The following is a 21,033-nucleotide window of genomic DNA, read 5'->3' on the forward strand; positions in this document are numbered from 1 at the left end:
CTGTTCCGCCGCAGCGGCACCGGTCACCTCGACTCGACGCTGGTCACCTCGACTCGACCGCGGCCAGCGCGCCTGCGATTGCCACGGTCTGTTCGCGCCAACGACGCAGGTCGGTGACGCTGGGCGCCAGCTCGTAGTCGTGGTGGTGCGCGGCTCGCGACAACGCCGCCCACAGCGCGGCCACCTGCGCCGCCACCTCGGGTCCGGCGAAGGTGCGCAGCGCGATCAGCTGAGCGCGCATCGGGCAGCGCATCAGCGCCGGTGCGAGTCGCCCCCACAGCTCATCCACGGACTGCTCCAACGCGATTCGCAGAATCCACGCGGTGGCGCGAGACCACAGCCCGCCTGCGTCGGTCACCGCGCCGGCCAGCAGGCGGTCCACCGTGTCGAGCCGCTCGGCCACCGACGGCCGCGGGCGTTTAGGGCCTTTCGCGGGTCCGCGCTTGTTTCCGCGACCGCCCGCCGGTCCGCGGCGCGGTCCACGCTGCCCAGTCATGCCGGCCTTGCCGTCAGCGTGCGAGCCATGCGACGAATCTTTCGGTCTCCGTGATCAATTCGCGCATGCTGCGGCCGATCGGCACGTGCGCACCAGCCGTGGCGTCGCGCAACGCCTCGACCACCCATTTCCCTTCGCGCGCGACCAGATGCTTGTTGAGGTCGTCGACCTTGCCGCCGACACCCATCACCGCGAGAGCCACCTTCGCCCTGGTGGATTGGGCCGCGTCGATGTGGCGCTCCACCTCGCGGTGGTTCATGCCGTCGGCGAGCAGGGTGCGCCTGGCCCGGCCGAGGCTCGCGGCTTCCACCGCGGAGCGACAGCAGGTGGCGACGAGTTCATCGGCGATGGCCTGCGGCAGCTGTGGGGTGCGGACGAGAGCGCGTGCGTCATCGAGGTAGCGACGCACCGGGTCGCTGGACACGCGGACCTCGACCACCGAACGATCCCGGCGCTGCACCTCCAGCACGGTGGCGTCGAGCTGCATCCGGCGCACCGCCTCGGCGAGGCGCTCGTCGTGGGTGAAGACGACCACCTGCCGCGTCCACGCGACGGCGGCGAGCACCCTGGCCAGGCCGTCCACCTTCGCCGGGTCCATCGCCTGCACCGGGTCGTCGATCATCACGAAGCGGAACGGGCTCTCCTCGACGGTGGCCCGCGGCAGGAACAGCGACAGCCCGAGCGCGTGCAGCTCACCCTGGCTCATCACGCCGAGCGCGGCGCCGTCCACCTCGTCGACGGTGACGTCGAGCAACACCCGGCGCGCGGTTCCGGCGTTGCCCTGCAAGCGAATAGCGCCGAGTTCGACATTGCTCTGCTGGCGCAGCGTCTGCCACACCCAGCGCGCGGTCGTCTCCAGCGGCGTCATGCGTTCGCCGCGCAGGCCCGCGGTGGCGGACTTGAGCCAGTCCTCGGCCTTCTTGACGGTGCGCAGCTCGGCCGCGTGCGCCGCCACCTCGCGGGCACCCTCCAGCCAGCTCACGATGCGCGGCACCAGCGGTGTCCATACCTCGTCGAGGCGGTCCAGTTCCTTGCGGGTGCCCTGCTGCACCAGGTTGAGTTCATCGACGAGCCGCGTGTGCGCGCCGCGCAGCCGGTCCGGCAGGTCGGGGGTGTAGTCGGCGGAGGTGAGCGCCGCCCAGTCGGCCCAGGCCCGGCGCACGGCGGCGGTGTCCACCGAGGGCGGGTTGCGCGGGTCGAAATCCAGTTCCGGCGGAACGAGATCCGGCAGCGAACGCGCCGCGCGCAGCGCCTGGCCTAGTTCGGTGCGTGCGGTGGTCAGCGCGTCGACGCGGGCGGCGAGGGTGGCGATCGAGGCGTCCGCCTCGCGGGCCCACGCGGCGTCCAGGTCACCGCGACCGCACACGGGGCAGGGGCAGTCGCCGCTCGCCGCGTGGTGGTCGCGCGCCCGGCGCAACAGCTCGAGCACGCGCAGATCCGCCTCGGCGTCGGCGGTGGTGCCGCGGGTGAGCGCGGTACCGCATTCGGCGAGCCGGGTGGCCACCTCCGCCACCTCGGTGGCAGTGGGCAACGTCAGCCGCACGATCGCGCGCAGACTCGCCGGGCCGCTCTGGTCGTCGAAGGTGCCGATGACCTCGCGCCCGACCGCGGCGAGGTCGGGTTGGGCGGGTCGCAGCAGGCTGTTCACCCGGATGGCGCGGTCGTCGGCCACCGTCTCGAGCGCCTCCAGCAGCTCGAGGCGTTCCTGGCGCGAATCGCGCACGGCGCGTTCCAGTTCCAGGCGGCGCATCCGAATTCGTTCCTGCGCCAAGGTCAGTTCGTCCAGGCCGAGCAGCTGGTGCAGCGCGTCGAACAGGTCGCTCGGTTTGCCGTCGACCAGCGCGCCGAGCTCGCTGTAGGACAGGAAGGGGCGATAGAGCTCCAGCCGGCCCGCCCAGCGGTCGATGTCGAATTCCGTTGGCGCGGCGGGCGGGTGCTGTTCGGTCCACTGCGCGTCGGGGAGGTCGGCGTCGGCGGCCCATTCCTTGGCGATGGTCAGCTGCGGCTTGTTTCCGGTGGTGAGCAGCTCCACCTCGATGCGGGCGGTGCCGCCGTCGTGCAGGTTGCGCCAGCCTTCGCGCCAGGCCGCGGATCGACCGTCCCAGCGGCGGTTTCCGCCGGTGAACACGAGCTCGGCGGCCTCGGCGAAGCTGGATTTGCCGCTGCCGTTGCGGCCGACGACCAGGGTCAGGCCCGGCCCGGGCGGTAGTTGCAGTTCGGCTTCCGGGCCGATGCCGCGGAAGCCACGGACCCGGATGGCCCGCAGGAAGATCCCGCCGTCGTCGAATTGGGTTGCCCGATCATCGTTCTCACTGCCGCCGAGGGCGCGCAGGACGGTCCGTGCGACCGAGGGCGTCACCGCCGGATCGTCGGCCAGCCGCCGGGTCACCACCTCGGTCAGCCGAGGCACCGGATCGGCGTCGGGACGCAATTTGGTCGGACCCCCTCCACCACCGAGCCGCTACACGTCCTCCGATCCCGTGCGCGGCGCCACTGTCGAAGCTGTGCGAAACGCTACCCGATCCCGTCGGATTCGCCCACCGGAGGTGAGACCTCCGGCAGCCATGCGAACCTGCCCGCGGGGATGGATATGGTCATCGAAACGGCTGGGGCCGCGCGTCGATGTCCACCCCTCGCCAGCCCCGGCGGGCAGCTCGATGGTGTATCACCCGATTTGGATGGTTCGGTCGAGCCGAACAGGACAGAATGCCAGAGAACACCCACACATGCAAGATGTTTTCAGCAGTGAAACCTGCCATGGCACAGGTATTTCCGTGCGAAGCACACCGGTCGACGCGGCACTTGTCGGTGGCCTGGGGTACAAATCCGGTCAACCGAGGAACGGGGGAAACATGACGCGCTGGAGCGAGGACCAGGTCACGGCGCTCGCGCCGGACGCGAGCTCGCTGTCGGCCGCGCGGAAGCTCGCGAGTCGCTGGCGGAGCACCGGGCAGCACGACATCGCGCTGTGGGGACTGTGCCAGGGCAGCGGCGCTAAGCCGTATCAGACGATCGTCGACCTGTCCGGGCCCGCGTACAAGTGCTCCTGTCCGAGTCGCAAGTTCCCGTGCAAGCACGCGCTGTCGCTGTTGCTCGAGTGGGCGGCGGGCCGGGTCGAGCAGGCGCCGGGGATCGCCGATTTCGCGGCGAGCTGGATCGACGGCCGGGTGGCCAAGGCCGCCAAGCCCGCAGCGGAGTCCACCACCCGCACCGCGAATCCCGCGACCGCGCAACAGCGCCGGGTCCGGGTCACCGCGGGGCTCGCCGAGCTCGACGTCTGGCTCGGCGATCAGGTGCGGACCGGGCTGGCGCAGACCGACCGCTCGTTCCGGGCGTTCGAGGCGATCGCCGCCCGAATGGTCGACGCGCAGGCGCCCAGCGTCGCCTCGGCGCTGCGCCAGCTGCCGACCGCCGTGGTGACCAGGGCCGACTGGCCGGAGGTCGTGCTGCGCGAATACGCGCGGCTGCACCTGCTCATCGCCGCGCACCGGCGGCTGGATGAGCTTTCGCCCGAGTTGTCCGCCACCGTCCGCACGCATGTCGGTTACCCGAATCCGGCCGAGACGGTGCGCACCGAGCCCGCGGTCCGCGATCGGTGGATGGTGCTCGGCGTCCGGATCTCCGAGGACGAGCGCCTCTACACGCGGCGAACATGGTTGTACGGGCGCACATCTCGGCGGTGGGCGCTGGTGGTCGACCACTCGTTCGGTTCGCCGGGCTTTCCCGCGGACGTGCCGACGCTCGGTTTGCTCGCCGACGCGGACCTGCACTACTACCCCGGCGCCGCACCGCTGCGGGCGCTGTGGGGCGAACGCCACGGTGCGGCAGAACCTTTCACGACCCTGCCGATCGATCCGGACCACTCCGGCACGGTGGCCGCCGCGCTCGACGACCATGCCGCCGCGCTCGGCGCCGATCCGTGGCTGCGCGGCTGGCCGGTGCTGCTCGTCGATGTGATACCGGTATGCACCGAAAACGGTTGGTACATCACCGAATCCGACGGCACCGCGTTACCGGTGGCGCCGGGCGAGCAGCCGTGGCGACTACTCGGTGTGTCCGGCGGCCATCCGGTGACCGTGGCCGCCGAATGGACCAGCGAGGGGCTGGTGCCGATCTCGGTGTTCAGCACGGGCGAGGTGATCGATCTGGCCAGGCTCGATCCGGTCGGCCGGAGCACGTCGCAGGCCCGGACCACACAGTCCTCGAACTCGGCGGATCTGACCTCCGTCGCGCTGCTCGGCACCGCGCGCCGGGCACCGGACCTCGCCCAGCTCGCCGCACCGGTGGCGCGCGCCGCCGACCTGCTACCCGCCGATCCGGCACTGCGCCTGCTCGAATCCGCAGCACTCCAGGACGTTTTCGCGCGCGGCGGGGTACGCGCGGTCACCGCGACCGCGCCCGAACCCGCCGAGGACGACACCCGGCGACTGCTGCCACCCACCGCCGCGGGCCACCTCGCGCGCATGCTCCAGGAGCGCTCCCCCTTCCTGCCCGAATGGTTCGCCGCGGCCGTGCCGTTCGACTACCGCGCGCCGGACGCGCTGTGCGGACAGCTGCTCGATCAGGCGAAGAGCAACGCCGAGCTGCGTGAGCCGCTGCTGCGCCTGGCGGGCACCCGGGGCCGATGGCTGGCCGGCCGGCATCCGGAATGGCGAAACCTGGTGCGCGAACAGCCCGCCGCGGTGCCCACCGAGGAGGTGTGGCAGTTCGGGCAGCCGCCGGAGCGTCGAGCATGGCTGGCCGAGTTGCGCCGCCGGGACGCGGACGCGGCGCGCGAAACGCTCGCCGCGGCGTGGCCGAAGGAGTCCGGGCCGTTGAAGGCGGAGCTGGTCGCCATCCTCGCCGACGGGATCTCCAGGGCCGACGAGCCGCTACTGGAGGCCGGGTTGGACGATCGGCGCTCCGATGTCCGGCGGACCGCCGCCGGGCTGCTGACCCTGCTGCCCGATTCGGCGTTCGCGCAGCGCATGACCCGCCGCGCGAGCGACTGGCTCCGGGTCGAGCACCGGCTGCTGCACACCGAACTCGTTGTCGCACTGCCCGATACGCTGGATCCACCCGCGCACCGCGACGGCATCACCGACCGCAGCGTCGAATTCAGCTACCGCTGGGGTGGTGGCCCCGACGTCACCGCGGGCAGGCTGCGGCAGCTGGTCGCGGCGACGCCGCTGCGCCACTGGGCGAGCGCGCTCGGCGCGCCGGACAAGGCGGTCAAGGTGACGATCGACGACCGCTTCCGCCAGCCGATCTTCGACGGCTGGGTGGATGCCGCACTGGCGCAGCATGATTCGTCCTGGGCGCGGGCGCTCTTCGACGCGGGCGTGCCCACCGACGTCGCCATGCTGCGCAGGCGCGAGTTGTTCGCGCTGCTGCCACTGGCCGATCGCACCCGGCACCTGCTCGAGCTGGACGGCTCCTGGCTCTCCGAAATCGAGGCGCTGCTGCCCGCGATGGGGCATCCGTGGCCGGAACCGCTGGCGCAGCACCTGATTCTGCTGCTGTTCGAACGTGCCCGCGCGGCGGCCCGCCGCCCCGAGGCGCACGGCAATACCCCTAACGCGCACCGGTCGCTGCTGTCCGCCGCGTCGGTGCACTTGCCCGTTACCGCGGCGGGCGCCGCCGCCGTGGTCGCGCGCCGGTGCGGCGATCCCGCCTGGGAGCGAGCGTTCGATCAGCTCGCACACGACCTCAACCACCGCTCGATGATGCTCGAGGAGTTGCTGTGACCATGACCGACGTGACGCCCGACCTGCTGCGTCCGCACGCCGAACAGGCCTACGCCGACGAACTGCGCGCGCTGGCCGCCGCCGACGAGCGTCCGCGCCCGCCGTCCTGGCGGCTGTCCCCGTGGGCGGTGGTCACCTACCTGCTCGGCGGCACCCTCGACGACGGCACCGTGATCAGCCCGAAGTACGTGGGGCCGCGCAGGCTGATGGAGGTGGCGGTCGCGACGCTGGCCACCGACCGGGCACTGCTGCTGCTCGGCGTGCCGGGCACCGCCAAAACCTGGGTGTCGGAACATCTTTCGGCCGCTATCTGCGGTGAATCGACGCTGCTCGTGCAGGGCACCTCGGGGACCGCGGAGGAGGCGATCCGGTACGGCTGGAACTACGCGCGGCTGCTCGCCGAGGGCCCGAGCGAGGGCGCGCTGGTGCCGTCACCGGTGATGACCGCGATGCGCGGCGGCGCCATCGCCAGGATCGAGGAGCTCACCCGCATCCCGTCCGACGTGCAGGACGCGTTGATCACCGTGCTGTCCGAGAAGACGCTGCCGGTACCGGAACTCGGCACGGAGGTGCAGGCGGCCAAGGGCTTCAACGTCATCGCCACCGCCAACGATCGTGACCGCGGCGTGAACGAGCTGTCCTCCGCGCTGCGCCGCCGCTTCAACACCGTGGTGCTGCCGCTGCCCGCCAGCGAGGACGAAGAGGTCGCCATCGTCAGCCGCCGCGTCGAACAGCTCGGCGCCTCTTTGGAACTGCCGAAGGTGCCCGCCGCGGCCGAGGAGGTGCGCCGGGTGGTGCGCGTCTTCCGCGAACTGCGCTCCGGGATCACCGCCGACGGCCGCACCAAGCTGAAATCGCCGTCCGGCACGCTGTCCACCGCCGAGGCGATCTCGGTGATCACCAATGGGATCGCCCTGTCCGTGCACTTCGGGGACGGTGTGCTGCGGGCCGCCGACATCGCTGGCGCTGTGCTCGGTTCGGTGATCAAGGATCCGGTCGCCGACGCGGTGGTGTGGACCGAGTACCTGGAAGCCGTTGTCCGCGAACGCCCGGAGTGGTCGGATTTCTACCGGGCTTGCCGCGAGGTCTCCGGATGAGCACCGCCGACCCCGGTTCGGCGGACGGCGGTGCGCTGACCCGGGTATTCGGCATCCGCCATCACGGGCCGGGCTCCGCGCGCTCGCTGCGGCTGGCGCTGGCGGAGTTCCGGCCGGACACCATCCTGATCGAGGGGCCTGCGGATGCTGATCCGCTGGTCGACTACGTCGCGGCCGAGGGGATGCAGCCGCCGGTCGCGCTGCTGGCCTATGTGCCCGACGCGCCCGCGAAAGCCGCGTTCTGGCCGTACGCGGTGTTCTCGCCGGAGTGGCAGGCGCTGGCGTACGCGGCCGAACACGATGTGCCCGTGCGGTTCTGCGATCTGCCCGCGAGCATGGTGCTGGCCGCCGAGGAGGAGCCCGGCGATCGGTTCGATCCGCTGACCGAGCTGGCCGCGGCGGGCGGTTACGACGATGCCGAGCGCTGGTGGGACGCGGTGGTCGAATCCTCGCCCGACGCCACCGCTTTCGAGGCGATCACCGAGGCGATGGGTGCGCTGCGCGAAGGTGCCGAGCAGATCGCGGCCGAGCTGGAGCCGGCCGACGCCACGACGAACGACCGCCGCGACGAGGACGAACAGGCAGCCGCCGAATACGATTCGCCCCCATCCATCGACCTGCGGCCAGAGGTGGACCGCGGGGAACCGGAGACCAATTCGGTCGGCGAGGCCACCGACGATGTCCTCGAGCTGGAACCGATCCGACTCGGGGCCGTCCGCATCGACGCGCACACGCTGCGCCGCGAGGCATACATGCGGCAGACGATGCGAAAGGCATTGAAGGACGGTGCGGTCCGGCTCGCGGTGGTGTGCGGGGCCTGGCATGCGCCCGCGCTGGCCGGCAAGCTCGGGCCCGCCGCACCGGATACCCGGCTGCTGAAAGGACTTCCGAAGACGAAGGCCACGCTGACCTGGGTGCCGTGGACGCATTCGCGCCTGTCCACGACCTCCGGATACGGCGCGGGAATCACCTCGCCCGGCTGGTACCACCATCTGTTCACCGAGACCGAGCGGCCGATCGTGCGCTGGCTCACCAAGGTCGCCGGGGTGCTGCGGGCGCACGATCTGCCGGTGTCGAGCGCGCACATCATCGAGGCCGTCCGGCTCGCGGACGCGCTCGCCGCCATGCGCGATCGCCCGCTGGCGGGATTGTCCGAGGTCACCGAGGCCACCAGGGCGGTGATGTGCGCGGGCGACGAGACGATGCTGCGGCTGGTCGTCAACGAACTTGTCGTCGGCGAGGCATTGGGCACCGTGCCCGAGGGCACGCCGACCGTCCCGCTCGACGCCGACCTGCGCGCCCGGGCCCGCTCGCTGCGGATGAAGCAGGAGGCCTCGTCCCGGGTGCTCGACCTCGACCTGCGCAAGGAGCACGAGGTCGAACGATCGCGCCTGCTGCATCGGCTGCGCGTGCTCGAAATCCCGTGGGGCGAGCTGACCACCAGCGAGGTGCGCAGCACCGGCACCTTCCGCGAGACCTGGACGCTGCAGTGGCGACCGGAGTACGCCATCTCCATCATCGAGGCCTCCCGCTGGGGCACCACCATCCGCACCGCCGCCGAGGCGAAGATCCTCGACACGGCCGGGCGGGACGACAGCACCGTCGGCGGCCTCACCGCCGCACTGGAGGTCGCGCTGCTCGCCGACCTCGGCGGCGCCACCGACGGATTGATCAGCAGGCTGGAGTCCGCCGCCGCGCTGGACCACGACATCACGCACCTGCTCGCCGCCTTGCCCGGCCTGATCAGGACGCTGCGCTACGGCGATGTCCGCGGCACCGACACCAAGGCCCTCGCACACGTGGCCGACGGCCTGCTGGTACGCGTCTGTGCCGGCCTGCCCGGCGCCGTCACCGGGCTGGATACCGACGCGGCCACCGAATTGCGCAGCCAGCTCGACGCCGCGCACACCGCCATCCATACCCGCGACGACGGCTGGGCCACCGGCGAATGGCTCGGCGCGCTGCGCAAGCTCGCCGACCGCGACGACGTGCACGGCGCCCTGGTCGGCCGCGCCGTCCGGCTGCTCTGCGACGCGGGCATCATCGACGAGACCGATTCCGCCCGTCGGCTTTCCGCCGCGCTGTCGGTCGGCAATACCGCCGCCGCGAAGGCCGCCTGGATCGACGGTTTCCTCGGCGGGCGTGGCCTACTGCTGGTGCACGACCGAGAGTTGTTGCGCCTCATCGACGATTGGCTGAGCGAGCTACGCGAGGACCAGTTCGTCGAGACACTTCCCCTGCTGCGCCGAACTTTCGGCGCTTTCGAATCGGGTGAGCGCCGGGCGATCGGCCGCGCGGTGCGCGATGGGGGTGCCGCCGCCGTCCGAACCGATGGCGACGGAAGCTTCGATATGGCGCGGGGCAATATCGCACTGCGTTCCGCCGCAGAGATTTTGGGGGTCGCGGTGTGAGTACTTCACTGCTTGCCGCGCCGTCCGGCACCGTCGCCCGGGCTCGATCCGTGCCGTTCGTCAGTTCGACCACCACTCAGGGGATGCGATGAACACCGACAACGAAACACAGGCGCGGCGTTGGCGTTTGGTGCTCGGTACGGCCGCGGAGGAGGGACTCGGCGGCCTCGGCTCGGCCGACGACGTCGCGATGGATCGCGCCTTGTCGGCGCTGTACAACGACGACGAACGGACCTCCGGCAAACGCTCGGGCGGGCTGGAGGGTTCCGCGCCCCGGGTCGCCCGCTGGCTCGGCGACATCCGCAATTACTTTCCCTCCACCGTCGTCGAGGTGATGCAGCGCGACGCCGTGCAGCGGCTGAATCTCACTCAGCTACTGCTCGAGCCGGAGCTGCTCGAGGCGGTGGAGCCCGACGTGCACCTGGTCGGCACCCTGCTGAGCCTGAACCGGGTGATGCCCGAAACCACCAAGGCCACCGCGCGTCTGGTGGTGGAGAAGGTGGTGCGCGAGATCGAACAGCGCATCGCCGCGCACACCGTCGCCGCCGTCTCCGGCGCGTTGAACCGGGCCGCGCGCGTCTCCCGCCCCCGGCTGCGCGATATCGACTGGGACCGCACCATCCGCAAGAACCTGGCCAACTACCTGCCCGAACACCGCACCGTCGTGCCGGAGCGGCTGGTCGGCTACGGCCGCAAGGCCCAAGCGGTACAGCGTGATGTGGTGCTGGCCATCGACCAATCCGGCTCGATGGCCGCCAGTGTCGTCTACGCCTCCGTCTTCGGCGCCGTCCTCGCCTCCATGCGCTCGCTGAAGACCTCCCTGGTCGTCTTCGATACCGAGATCGTCGATCTCACCGACAAACTCGACGATCCCGTCGACGTCCTGTTCGGCACTCAACTCGGCGGCGGCACCGACATCAACCGCGCCATCGCCTACTCGCAAACCCTGATCACCCGCCCCACCGACACCCTCTTCGTCCTCATCTCCGACCTCTACGAGGGCGGCGTCCGCGACGAAATGCTGCGCCGGGTCAACGCCATGAAGGAATCCGGCGTCCAGGTGGTCGTCCTGCTCGCCCTCTCCGACGAGGGCGCCCCCGCCTTCGACCACGACAACGCCGCCGCCCTGGCCGCCCTCGGCGTCCCCGCCTTCGCCTGCACCCCCGACAAGTTCCCCGCCCTGCTCGCCGTAGCCCTGGACCGCGGCGACCTCCAAGTCTGGGCCAACGCCAACTCGAGCCATAGCTGATAGCACCCCGCACATACTATGAATTGAGGATCTGTTGTATCTAGACGATAGGTAGTACTATCAATCCATGAGCTCGGCACACGCCAAGGTGACCGGAAACGGTCAAATCTCCCTCCCAGCGGACCTGCGCCGCCGGTGGGGCGCTTCGTCTGTGCTCGTCATCGATCGCGGCGACTACGCGATCGTGCGGCCGATACCCGAGGACCCGGTCAGCGCCCTGCTGGGTGCGCACGCAGGTCCGGGGCCCGACAGCGAGGATGCCCGCGCGGCAGAGCGCTCCGCCGATCCGACCAGCAGGCCACGGTGACCGTCCTCGATGCGTACGCGGTGATCGCGTACTTCCGCGCCGAACCGTCAGCCCATGAGGTCGCGGGTCTGCTCGCCCAGCCCAGCGTCATGTCCACCGCGAATGCCGCGGAAGTGATGGACCAACTCGCCCGCGTCTACGGCCGCCACCCGGACGACGTCGAGGCCGACATCGCGCTGCTCTCCTCGATCGGCATGCGACTCGCCCCGGTGACCGCCCAACTGGGGGTACTCGCCGGACGTTTGCGAACGCGGCACTACCACCGCGAACGGATGGCCGTGAGCCTGGCCGATTGCGTCGCCGCGGCTACCGCACTGTCCGAGCAACTTCCCCTTGCCACCGCAGATCCCGCACTCGCCGAAGTGGTGCGTCTGGAAGGCGGCAAAGTCCACCCGCTACCCGACAGCAAGGGCCGCCTGCCCTGACTCGAAACCCGACTCACCCGGACAGGCTGGAGAGGGCCGAGGCCAGGTTGACCAGCTGGATGGCGATGCCGAGCAGGGTGGAGAGGGTGGAGAGATCCATCGGGCTCCTATCTGAACGGGCGAACCGGACAGCTCAGGAGATCGTACGACAGAGATCGCGGGGAAGAGCCGAGTTCGGCATACCACCGCGCGACTGGTTTCAGCTGGTCACGGCTGGTTTTGCGATAACGGGACCCATGATGCCCCAGGCGGTCGCCGCAGTCGGGACGAGTTTCGGGTGCAGCAGGGCGGCCACAGCTAGCAAACAGACCGCAACCATGATGTCCAGCCAGTAGTGATTGCCGGTGCCGACGACTATCACGGTGGTGAGCACCGGGTGGGCCAGGGCGAGCCAGCGCCACGACGTGCGCGTCGCGGCGACGACGGCGAACGCGAGCAGCAACGCCCAGCCGACGTGCAGTGACGGCATGGCGGCGAACTGATTCGACAGTCCGCCGGATTCGGCCGAGCCGTAGACGGATTGACCGTGCACCGCCGCCAGATCGACGAAACCGTGCTCCGGCAGCATGCGCGGCGGCGCGAGCGGAACCAGAACGTGCACGACGAGGGCGGCAGCGGTCAACGCCACCATCAGGTTTCGCGTCCATCGATAATGCTCGGGCCGAAACATCCACAGCCATAATAAGACCGCCACCGCAACGGTGAAATGCGCGGTGGCGTAATAGAAGTTGGCAGGCACGGCGAAGAAGTCGCGGTGCACGAAGATCGACTGCACCGTGGTCTCCTCCGGCAGCCCGAGCCGATCCTCCAGACCGAGCAGACCACGCGCGTTGCCGAACGCGCGCACCGTGTCGTCGGCGGTGAACATCCGGCCGACGCGATAACCGAGATAGAGCACGGTGATCAGCGCCAACTGCCCCGCCGCCTCGCCACCACGACCGTGCACCGCCGCCCGCACCCGCTCGACGAGCCCGCTCGGCGCGAACTCCAGACCCGCACCGGGCCCATCAAGACCCACAGCCACCATTGCCTGCGGCCTCCTTCTCCGTTGAACCAGGCCGATCCCGGCAATTAAGTGGAGTTATATCCTCCGTTTAACTTAGCAGCGCCGGCCAGCCGATTTCCACAAGGGTGATCAGGGAGACAGAGCGATCGACCGACCCGCGCCAGACCTGCTGTGGGGACACCAGATTCGAACCCAGGGCACAAAAACGGCGGGCCCCGAAAATCGGGGCCCGCCGGACAACGCACTGCTACAGGTCGGCGATTGCCGCCAACGGTGGAGTGCGAGCCGCACGCACCGCGGGCCAGAGCGCGGCCAATACGCCGACCACCGCCGAACTGACCAGAACGAGCACCAGCTGAGACCACGGGATGGCGATCTGATCCAGACCGAGATCACGCAGTGTCCGCAGGAACCCCACCCCGAGACCGAGTCCGAGCAGCATCCCGACGATCGCGCCGAACACGGCGATGAGCATGGATTCCAGATAGATGGTCCGCCGCACTTGAGCACGTTGCATACCGACCGCGCGCAGCATGCCGATCTCGCGGCGCCGCTCCACCACCGACAAGGCCAACGTGTTGACGATGCCGAGGATGGCGATCACCACCGCCAGCGCGAGCAGGCCGTAGAGGATGGCGAGCAGCGTGTTGATCTGCTGCCCTTGCGCGCCTTTGAATTCCTCCCGGTTCTGCACCTGGACCACCGGGAACGGTTCGACCGCTTTCTCCAGATCGGCGCGCAGCTCGGTGAGGTCCGTGCCGGGCTGGGCGGTGACCAGCACCACGAAGTTGCTCTGGAAGTTGACCGGCACGACCTCCTTGTACACCACCGGCGACACCACCAACGCGCCGAGCAGCGGGGTCTTGCGGTAGATGCCGGTGACGGTGAGCGGCACCTTCTTGCCGTCGAAACTGGTCGGCGACACCTGCTGGCCGACCCGCCAGCCGCGCTTGTCGGCTTCGTCCTCGGACACCAGGATGTCGCGATCGCCGAGTGTCGCACTGCCGCGCAGTATTTCGTAGTTCAGTGCCCGATCGAGCTGTCCGTCCGGCGAGGCGCCGCCGACCTGATCGTCACCGATCTTGAAGCCGACCCCGCGAATCCCGACGACGTCGGCGACGCCGGGCACCGACTTGCGGACCGCGTCGGCCGCACCGAACGGCACTCCGACGAATTGCTGTCCCGCGAGCACATATTCGGATCGCACGCCCTTATCCACCAGCACACCGACGCTCGCCTTCGCCGAGGCGCCGAGCATGCCGATCGCGGTCACCAGCATCAACCCGAGGGTGAGCGCGAAAGCCGTTGCGGCGGTACGGCGTGGGTTGCGCGCGGCATTGTTGCGTGCCATTCGCCCGATCGGTCCGAACGGGCCGATGAGCACGCCGAGCCCGGCCACCACCGGCCGCGACAGTGCGGGCGCGGCCAACAGCACCGCCAGAATCAGTGCAAGGGCTCCGATGCCGACGGTCAACGCCGCGTTGCCACCGGTGGACTGCGCGCCGACGTACACGAGCACGCCACCGGCCACCGCGAGCACCACGCCGACCAGCGTGCGCACCCGCAAAGAGTCACCGGCCGAAGCGAATTCCTCGCGCATCGCCTCGACCGGCGGGATCTTCGCCGCCCGCCGGGCCGGGGCGTAGGCGCTGAGCACCGTTACCGCCAGGCCGACGAGCAACCCGACCACGATGGTGCGCGGCAGCACCGCCATCGATCCGGTGGGCAACCCGAGATCGAAGGCGTTGAGCACCGCGGACAAGCCGAACGCCAGGCCGACACCACCGGCCAAACCCAGTGCGCTGCCGACCAATCCGATAACGAACGCCTCCGCGACGACGGACCGGCCGACCTGCTGTCTGCTCGCGCCGACGGCTCGGAGCAGCGCGAGTTCGCGCAGCCGCTGCGCGACGATCATCGAGAAGGTGTTGTAGATGATGAAGGTGCCGACGATCAGCGCGATCGCGCCGAACGCAAGCAGAAAGTAGTTGATGAAGTTGAGCGCGTTCGAGACTTCCTTCTTCAGGTCTTCGCGCACCTGATCACCGTTCTGCACCTTGTAGTTCGGCAGCTCCTTCGCGAGGTCGTCGCGCAGTTGGTCACCCGGTATGCCGGCGACAGCGAGATCGACATAGGCCACGTGCAGCCCGTCGGTGAACAGCTTGCGCGCCTGACTGTCGTCGAACAGCACACCGATGAAACCGCCGGTGTCCGAGGGCACCTCGTAGATGCCGGTGAGGGTCACATCGAGGGGATTGCCCTGCGACGGGATCATCACCTTGGTGTGCTCGCCGAGCTTCAATCCCGCTCGCTCGGCACCGGTGGTGTTCAGCGCGATCTCGCCCGGTTTGGTGGGTGGGGCGCCCTGTACGAACTTGTTCGGTTCGGCGACCGCCTGCTCCGGCGGGAGATACGACTGCCCGAAGGTGGGCGCGCCACCGGTCTGGATGGCCTTCTTCCCGTCGGGTGTCAGCAGCACCACGACGCCGTTCACGCTCGGCGCGGCCGTGCGCACCCCAGGATACTTGCGCAGCTCGTCGACGATATTGTTCGGAATCCCTTGCGCCTGACGCTCTTTGGGGCTTACCCGAACGTCGACGCCCTTCGCCTGACCCGCGAAGATGCCGTCGAACGTGCGCTGCAGCGTATCGGTGAACACGAACGAGCCCGCGATGAACGCGGTGCCGAGCACCACCGACAACAGGGTGAGCGCCAGCCGAACCTTGTGTGCCGCAAGGTTGCGCAGAGCAACCTTGCGCATCGGACTACCCATCAGGCTTGCTCCAGCGCCTTCATCCGATCGAGCACGGTTTCCGAGGTCGGGTCCCGCATCTCGTTGACGATCTTCCCGTCGGCCAGGAACACCACCCGGTCGGCGAACCCGGCGGCGTGCGGCTCGTGCGTGACGATCACCACGGTCTGCCGGAACTCGTCCACCGCGGCCCGCAGGATCGACAGCACCTCCTCGGAGGCCTTGGAGTCCAGGTTGCCGGTCGGCTCGTCGCCGAAGATGATCTCCGGCTTGGCCGCCAGCGCCCGCGCGCAAGCCACCCGCTGCTGCTGCCCGCCGGACAACTCGCTGGGGCGATGGGTGAGCCGGTCGTTGAGGCCGAGCCGTTTCAGCACGGTGTCCAGCCACTCCTGATCCGGTTTGCGGCCGGCGATGTCCAGCGGCAGCGTGATGTTCTCCAGTGCGGTGAGCGTCGGCACCAGGTTGAACGCCTGGAAGACGAAGCCGATCCGGTCCCGTCGCAGCCGCGTCATCTGCTTGTCCGAGAGCCCGGCCAGGTCGGTATCACCGATGCGAACGGTGCCCGTGCTCGCACTGTCCAGTCCGGCCAGGCAGTGCATCAGGGTCGACTTGCCGGACCCGGAGGGGCCCATGATCGCCGTGAATTCCCCCTTCGCGAACTCGGCCGACACCCCGTCCAGGGCTCGGACCTGCGTATCTCCCGACCCGTAGACCTTCACCAGGTCGATAGCGCGGGCCGCGACATCGGTCGGAACCGCCACTTCGGCGGTGTCGGAACCCAAAGCTTGCGAAGTCATGCACACCAGTCTTACCGGGTTCGCCCCCGCGCGCCATCAGGGAATTCCCCGACTCCTCCGGTATCGATGCGCCGCGGCGGTTTACGTGGTAGCGGGTTCGCTGTGCAGTTGGTCGACCATGGCGGCCAGCGACTTGGCCAATCGTCCATGACTGGCGGCGAGCACATCGAGGCCGCTGGCGCCGACGGCGCGGTTCATCGTCTGGTAGGCGAGCAGGCCGCGGCGGGTCGGGAACACCAGCACCCGGCGGCGATCGGTGTCGTCGACTTTGCGGTGCACCAGGTTGTCGGCGATCATCCCGTCGATCAACCGGGTCAGGTTGGCCCCGGTGAGCAGGGTCGCCTCCGCGAGGTGCGACATGGGGTGGCCGACGCCGTCCACCACTGCGGCCAGGACGTGCCAGCGCGCGACGGAGCTCTCGCCGAGGCTGGTCGCGATGGCCCGGTCGAGTTCCTGCGATGCCCTGCGCACAAGCCGGGCCAGCTCCTCCAGCGCGGCGGGGGCGGTGCTATCGTCCACAGCAGTACTATAGCCAACCCCGTATGGTAAATATTCAAATGGAAATATACGGTGGTGATTTCCGTTGTCGCGCTCCGGTTTTCGTCGATCCACGGTAGACATCGCGCTGGTGGTGCCGCTGAGCGGCACGGCGGGCATGTTCGGGCCCTCCTGTGAGGCCTGCGCCGCCTTGGCGATCGGCGACATCAACGCCGCGGGCGGCATCCTCGATCGGCCGGTCCGGCTGCACCCCGTCGACGCGGGCGCGCCGCTGCCCGTGCTCGCCGCGACGATCGACCGGATGGTCGGCACCGGGATGGTCGACGGCGTCGTCGGCTGGCATTTGTCCAACGCGCGCAAGGTGATCACCCCGCACACCGCGGGCCGGGTGCCCTACGTCTACACCACCTTCTACGAGGGCGGCGAGGACTCCGACGGTGTCTACATGGTGGGCGAGACCCCGGAGCAGCAGCTGTTCCCCGCGCTGCGCTGGCTGCGCGCCGAGCACGGCATCCGCCGCTGGTGCGTGGTCGGCAACGATTACGTGTGGCCGCGGGAAACCGCAAGGGCCACCCGGGAATTCGCGCTGACCACCGATATCGAGGTGGTCGGGCAGGCCTTCGTCCCACTCGGCGGCCGCGACTTCCGGCAGGCGCTGGAGCTGGTCCGCCGCTCCCCGGCGCAGGGCGTGCTGCTGTTCATGGTCGGCGCGGACTGTGCCGCGTTCAACCTGGCGTTCGCCGAGGCCGGACTCGACGACGGCAGGCTGCGGCTGAGCATGATGATCGGCGAGGACGTGCTGTACGCGGGCGGCGCCGACAGCACGCGCGGATTATTCACCGCCAGTGGCTATTTCGAGAGCGTCGTGTCGCCGGCCGGGATGGATTTCGGCGCGCGCTACCTGCACGAGTTCGGCGCGGCCGGGCCCGCGCTCAACAACATCGGCGAATCCTGTTACGAGGGACTGCTGCTGTTCGCCTCGCTCGCCGAGTCCGCCCGCAGCCTCGACCTGCGCGCCATCGAACGCAACGCCCCTCGGGTCAGCTACGGCGGCCCGCGCGGCGAGGTGCGGGTCCGCGGCGCGCACACCACCCAGCCGGTCTATCTGGCCGACGCCGACGCGCTCGAATTCAGCGTGCTCGCCGAACTGAACTCCTGAATCTCGTAACACGAACTTCACCTTGCGGTTTCGCTGCGGCGACCTGCCGAAATAATGAGGTCTCCGTGCCCCTCTACTGGTTCCACTGCCGCGCCTGCGGCGGCTTCGATCTCACCTTCACGATGGCCGACGTGCCCGCCGCCGCGCCGTGCCCGGACTGCGCGTCGAGCAGCAAACGACAGTTCGGCGTCGCGGCGCTGATCCGGCCCGGTTCGTCGGCCACCCGGCTGATCGATATGACCGAACGCACCGCGAGCGAACCGTCGGTCGTCGCCGGGCCACCGCCGCGCCGGTCCGTGCCGGTGACGCGTAATCCGCTGCACCGCAAGCTGCCCCGCCCCTGACCCCGAAGGAAGCACCATGCCCGAGTTACTGTTCCCGCTCGACTCCAGCAAGCGGTTCACCGAGCAGAAGGTCGTCGGCCACAACCGGTGGCACCCCGACATCCCCGCCGCGGTGACCGTGAAACCGGGCGACGAGTTCCGCGTGCACGTGCGCGAGTGGTTCGACGGCGCCATCCGCAACGACGACTCCGCCGAGGACGTGCTGAACGCTCCGCTCAGCACGGTGCACTGCCTGTCGGGTCCGTTCGCGATCGAGGGCGCGCAGCCCGGCGACCTGCTCATCGTCGACATTCTGGACATCGGCCCCATCCCGCAGGAGGACGCGGGACCCCTCGCCGGTCAGGGCTGGGGTTACACCGGCATTTTCGCCACCGACAACGGCGGCGGCTTCCTCACCGAACACTTCCCCGACGCCTACAAGGCCATCTGGGATTTCAGCGGTCAGGCCACCACCTCGCGGCACATCCCCGGTGTGAAGTTCACCGGCATGACGCACCCCGGCCTGATGGGTACCGCGCCGTCCGCCGCGCTGCTGTCGAAATGGAACGCCCGGGAGGAGGCGCTGATCGCGACCGACCCGCACCGGGTGCCGCCGCTGGCGCTGCCGCCCGAACCACGCGACGCCGTCCTCGGCACGCTCACTGGCGCCGAATTCGATCGGGTCGCCGCGGATGCCGCGCGCACCGCGCCGCCGCGGGAGAACGGCGGCAACCAGGACATCAAGAACTTCACCCGCGGCAGCAGGGTGTTCTACCCGGTGTTCGTCGACGGTGCGCATCTCTCGGTGGGCGACCTGCACTTCTCCCAGGGCGACGGCGAGATCACCTTCTGCGGCGCCATCGAGATGGGCGGATTCATCGACCTGCGGGTCGATCTCATCAAGAACGGCATGGAACTCTACGGCGTCAGCGAGAACGCCATCTTCGTTCCGGGTAACTCCGGACCCAATTATTCTGAGTACCTTGCTTTCTCGGGCACCTCGGTGACCCTCGACGGCGAACAGCGCTATCTCGACTCGCAGCTGTCGTTCGAACGGGCCTGCCTGCACGCCATCGACTACCTCACCAAGTTCGGCTACTCCCCGGAGCAGGCTTACTTATTACTCGGCGCCGCGCCCATCGAGGGCCGGTTCTCCGGTGTGGTCGATATCCCGAATTCCTGTGCCACCGTGTACATTCCGACCGCGATTTTCGACTTCCCCGTGCTCCCGACCGCAGCCGGTCCGACTCGGATCGACCCGGGCCCCGGCGCGCCGCGCGCCACCCGCTGACCAACCACGCCGTGCCGGTTGTGCGCGCCGGCCACAACCGGCCCGCTGTGCGATTGCTGAATCATTGCGGGTGACCGCACACAGAACTGCGGCAAACCGTGCGGTCGGCGTTCGTACGCAGGCGAATTAGTGGTCATCCGTCAAGTTACCGAATATCGCCCTGGCCCGAAGCCACGGTGGTTCAATCGAGAGGCGTGTGCTCTGAAGTAGCTATTGGTAGCGAAAGGAGTTCCATGGGCCCTACTGTCGCCGAACGGATTCGCCTGCGCGTCGATAGCTTTCAGTCGGGCAGACTCGCCGGGCACTGGGGCGGGCGGCACATTCTGCACGGCGGTGTCCCCGACCACGGCGATGTCGTGCTCACCAGCAACGACTATCTGGCGCTGTGGGCCGATCCGCGGATCACCCACGCGCTCGAGACCGCGCTACGCGCCCCGACCTCCGGAAGACTCGCCGCGAGCGCGTTCCTGCGCGACGACCATCCGCAGGTGCTGCTGGAACGTGCGCTCGCCGATCATCTACGGTCGCCCGCCGGAATACTCTGCCAATCCGGCTGGAATGCGACCGTCGGGTTGCTCCAATCGATCGCGGACGCCGAAACTCCGGTCTACATCGACCAATTCGCGCACATGTCGTTCTGGCACGGCGCGCGGGCGGCGGGGGCGCCGATCTATTCGTTCCGGCACAACTTTCCCGGTCACCTACGCGAACAGATTCGCGCGCACGGGCCGGGCATCATCGCGGTGGACGCCATCTACGGCAACACCGGCAGCCGGTGCCCGCTGACCCACATGTGCGATATCGCCGACGAAACCGACAGTGTGCTCGTCGTCGACGAATCGCACGCGCTGGGCACCGACGGTCCCGCCGGGGCGGGGATGGTGGCGGCGCTCGGCCTCACCGATCGGGTGCCGTACCGAATCGCCAGCCTGGCCAAGGCCTTCGGCGGCCGAGCCGGGTTCGTCGGCGCGAACAGCATCGATTTCGTGGACTACTTCAAGCTGGAGTCGCATCCGGCGGTCTTCTCCTCGACCATGCTGCCGTACGAGATCGCCGGACTGGCCGCGACACTCGAGATGATCCGGACCGACAACTGGCGGCGCCAGCGACTACGCGAGCTGTCGACCATGGTGCGGCGGGCGCTGACCACGCTCGAATTCGACCTGGCAGGCTCGGCCAGCCACATCGTCGCGCTCCAGGCCGGACCGGACCTGCGGGCCGCCGCCATCCGGGACTTCCTGGAGATCCGCGGCATTTTCGGCACCCTGCTGTGCCCGCCCACCACCGCACGCAATCACACGCTGATCCGCTTCTGCTTGCATGCCGGTCTCACCGACCAGGCCGTCGACCGGATCATCGACGCGTGCACCGAAGTTCGCACCCGGTTCGGCGCGATGCCACCGGTCGAGCCGTTTCCCAAGCCGAGCGCACCACCACCCAGACACGCGCAGACATCGGCCACCGCCGGTTGAGCGACCGCCGTGCGCGGGGACCGA

General features: G+C 69.3%; 16 protein-coding genes. 10 read left to right on the forward strand and 6 right to left on the reverse strand.

Annotated elements, in window-relative coordinates:
- Window positions 1-43: 43 nt before the first annotated feature.
- Window positions 44-496, reverse strand: a complete 453-nt coding sequence (locus IBX18_RS26665; RefSeq protein WP_194836246.1) for a hypothetical protein — start codon at window positions 494-496, stop codon at window positions 44-46.
- Between the two features lie 13 nt (window positions 497-509).
- Window positions 510-2,927 (reverse strand): AAA family ATPase, encoded by a 2,418-nt coding sequence (locus IBX18_RS26670; RefSeq protein ID WP_194836247.1) that lies wholly within the window; start codon window positions 2,925-2,927, stop codon window positions 510-512.
- 421 nt (window positions 2,928-3,348) lie between these two features.
- Here IBX18_RS26670 and IBX18_RS26675 point away from each other — a divergent pair, with 421 nt between their 5' ends.
- From IBX18_RS26675 to IBX18_RS26700, 6 genes are all read left to right on the forward strand, one after another.
- Complete coding sequence (locus IBX18_RS26675; protein WP_194836248.1) at window positions 3,349-6,222, forward strand: SWIM zinc finger family protein; 2,874 nt, start codon at window positions 3,349-3,351, stop codon at window positions 6,220-6,222.
- Between the two features lie 2 nt (window positions 6,223-6,224).
- A complete protein-coding gene (locus IBX18_RS26680) occupies window positions 6,225-7,319 on the forward strand; it encodes an AAA family ATPase (RefSeq protein ID WP_107659029.1) in 1,095 nt (364 codons plus the stop codon).
- Window positions 7,316-9,730 carry a DUF5682 family protein gene (locus IBX18_RS26685; protein WP_194836249.1) on the forward strand — a complete coding sequence of 805 codons (2,415 nt, stop codon included), beginning with the start codon at window positions 7,316-7,318 and terminating at the stop codon, window positions 9,728-9,730. The genes IBX18_RS26680 and IBX18_RS26685 overlap by 4 nt, the downstream gene beginning before the upstream one ends.
- Window positions 9,731-9,818: 88 nt before the next feature.
- Complete coding sequence (locus tag IBX18_RS26690) at window positions 9,819-10,979, forward strand: VWA domain-containing protein (protein WP_147141330.1); 1,161 nt, start codon at window positions 9,819-9,821, stop codon at window positions 10,977-10,979.
- Window positions 10,980-11,046: 67 nt separating this feature from the next.
- Entirely contained in the window at window positions 11,047-11,286 is a 240-nt protein-coding gene (locus IBX18_RS26695) for an AbrB/MazE/SpoVT family DNA-binding domain-containing protein (RefSeq protein ID WP_194836250.1), read from the forward strand.
- A complete protein-coding gene (locus tag IBX18_RS26700; RefSeq protein ID WP_194836251.1) occupies window positions 11,283-11,711 on the forward strand; it encodes a PIN domain-containing protein in 429 nt (142 codons plus the stop codon). The genes IBX18_RS26695 and IBX18_RS26700 overlap by 4 nt, the downstream gene beginning before the upstream one ends.
- Before the next feature lie 199 nt (window positions 11,712-11,910).
- Here the strand turns inward: IBX18_RS26700 and IBX18_RS26705 are convergent, their stop codons facing one another.
- From IBX18_RS26705 to IBX18_RS26720, 4 genes are all read right to left on the reverse strand, one after another.
- Window positions 11,911-12,738, reverse strand: coding sequence for a phosphatase PAP2 family protein (locus tag IBX18_RS26705; protein ID WP_194836252.1), 828 nt, complete (start codon window positions 12,736-12,738; stop codon window positions 11,911-11,913).
- 226 nt (window positions 12,739-12,964) lie between these two features.
- Window positions 12,965-15,478: an ABC transporter permease gene (locus IBX18_RS26710; protein WP_194836253.1), complete on the reverse strand. Its 2,514-nt coding sequence runs from the start codon at window positions 15,476-15,478 to the stop codon at window positions 12,965-12,967.
- Window positions 15,479-15,489: 11 nt separating this feature from the next.
- On the reverse strand, window positions 15,490-16,266 hold the full coding sequence (locus tag IBX18_RS26715) for an ABC transporter ATP-binding protein (RefSeq protein WP_194836254.1): 777 nt from the start codon (window positions 16,264-16,266) through the stop codon (window positions 15,490-15,492).
- Window positions 16,267-16,347: 81 nt separating this feature from the next.
- Window positions 16,348-16,785, reverse strand: coding sequence for a MarR family transcriptional regulator (locus tag IBX18_RS26720; RefSeq protein ID WP_306796432.1), 438 nt, complete (start codon window positions 16,783-16,785; stop codon window positions 16,348-16,350).
- 64 nt (window positions 16,786-16,849) lie between these two features.
- Between IBX18_RS26720 and IBX18_RS26725 the strand changes: the two genes are divergently transcribed.
- The 4 genes from IBX18_RS26725 (at window position 16,850) to cqsA (ending at window position 21,009) form a co-directional block, all read left to right on the forward strand.
- Complete coding sequence (locus IBX18_RS26725) at window positions 16,850-17,923, forward strand: substrate-binding domain-containing protein (protein WP_194836255.1); 1,074 nt, start codon at window positions 16,850-16,852, stop codon at window positions 17,921-17,923.
- A gap of 65 nt (window positions 17,924-17,988) precedes the next feature.
- Window positions 17,989-18,267, forward strand: a complete 279-nt coding sequence (locus tag IBX18_RS26730) for an FmdB family zinc ribbon protein (protein ID WP_194836256.1) — start codon at window positions 17,989-17,991, stop codon at window positions 18,265-18,267.
- Between the two features lie 16 nt (window positions 18,268-18,283).
- The gene (fmdA, locus tag IBX18_RS26735; RefSeq protein WP_194836257.1) at window positions 18,284-19,537 is read left to right on the forward strand and encodes a formamidase; all 1,254 of its coding nucleotides are present in this window, start codon (window positions 18,284-18,286) and stop codon (window positions 19,535-19,537) included.
- A 233-nt stretch (window positions 19,538-19,770) separates the two neighbouring features.
- Complete coding sequence (gene cqsA / locus IBX18_RS26740) at window positions 19,771-21,009, forward strand: alpha-hydroxyketone-type quorum-sensing autoinducer synthase (protein WP_194836258.1); 1,239 nt, start codon at window positions 19,771-19,773, stop codon at window positions 21,007-21,009.
- Window positions 21,010-21,033: the final 24 nt, after the last annotated feature.

Origin of the sequence: Nocardia sp. XZ_19_369, from assembly GCF_015355715.1 — a bacterium.
GTDB lineage: Bacteria > Actinomycetota > Actinomycetes > Mycobacteriales > Mycobacteriaceae > Nocardia.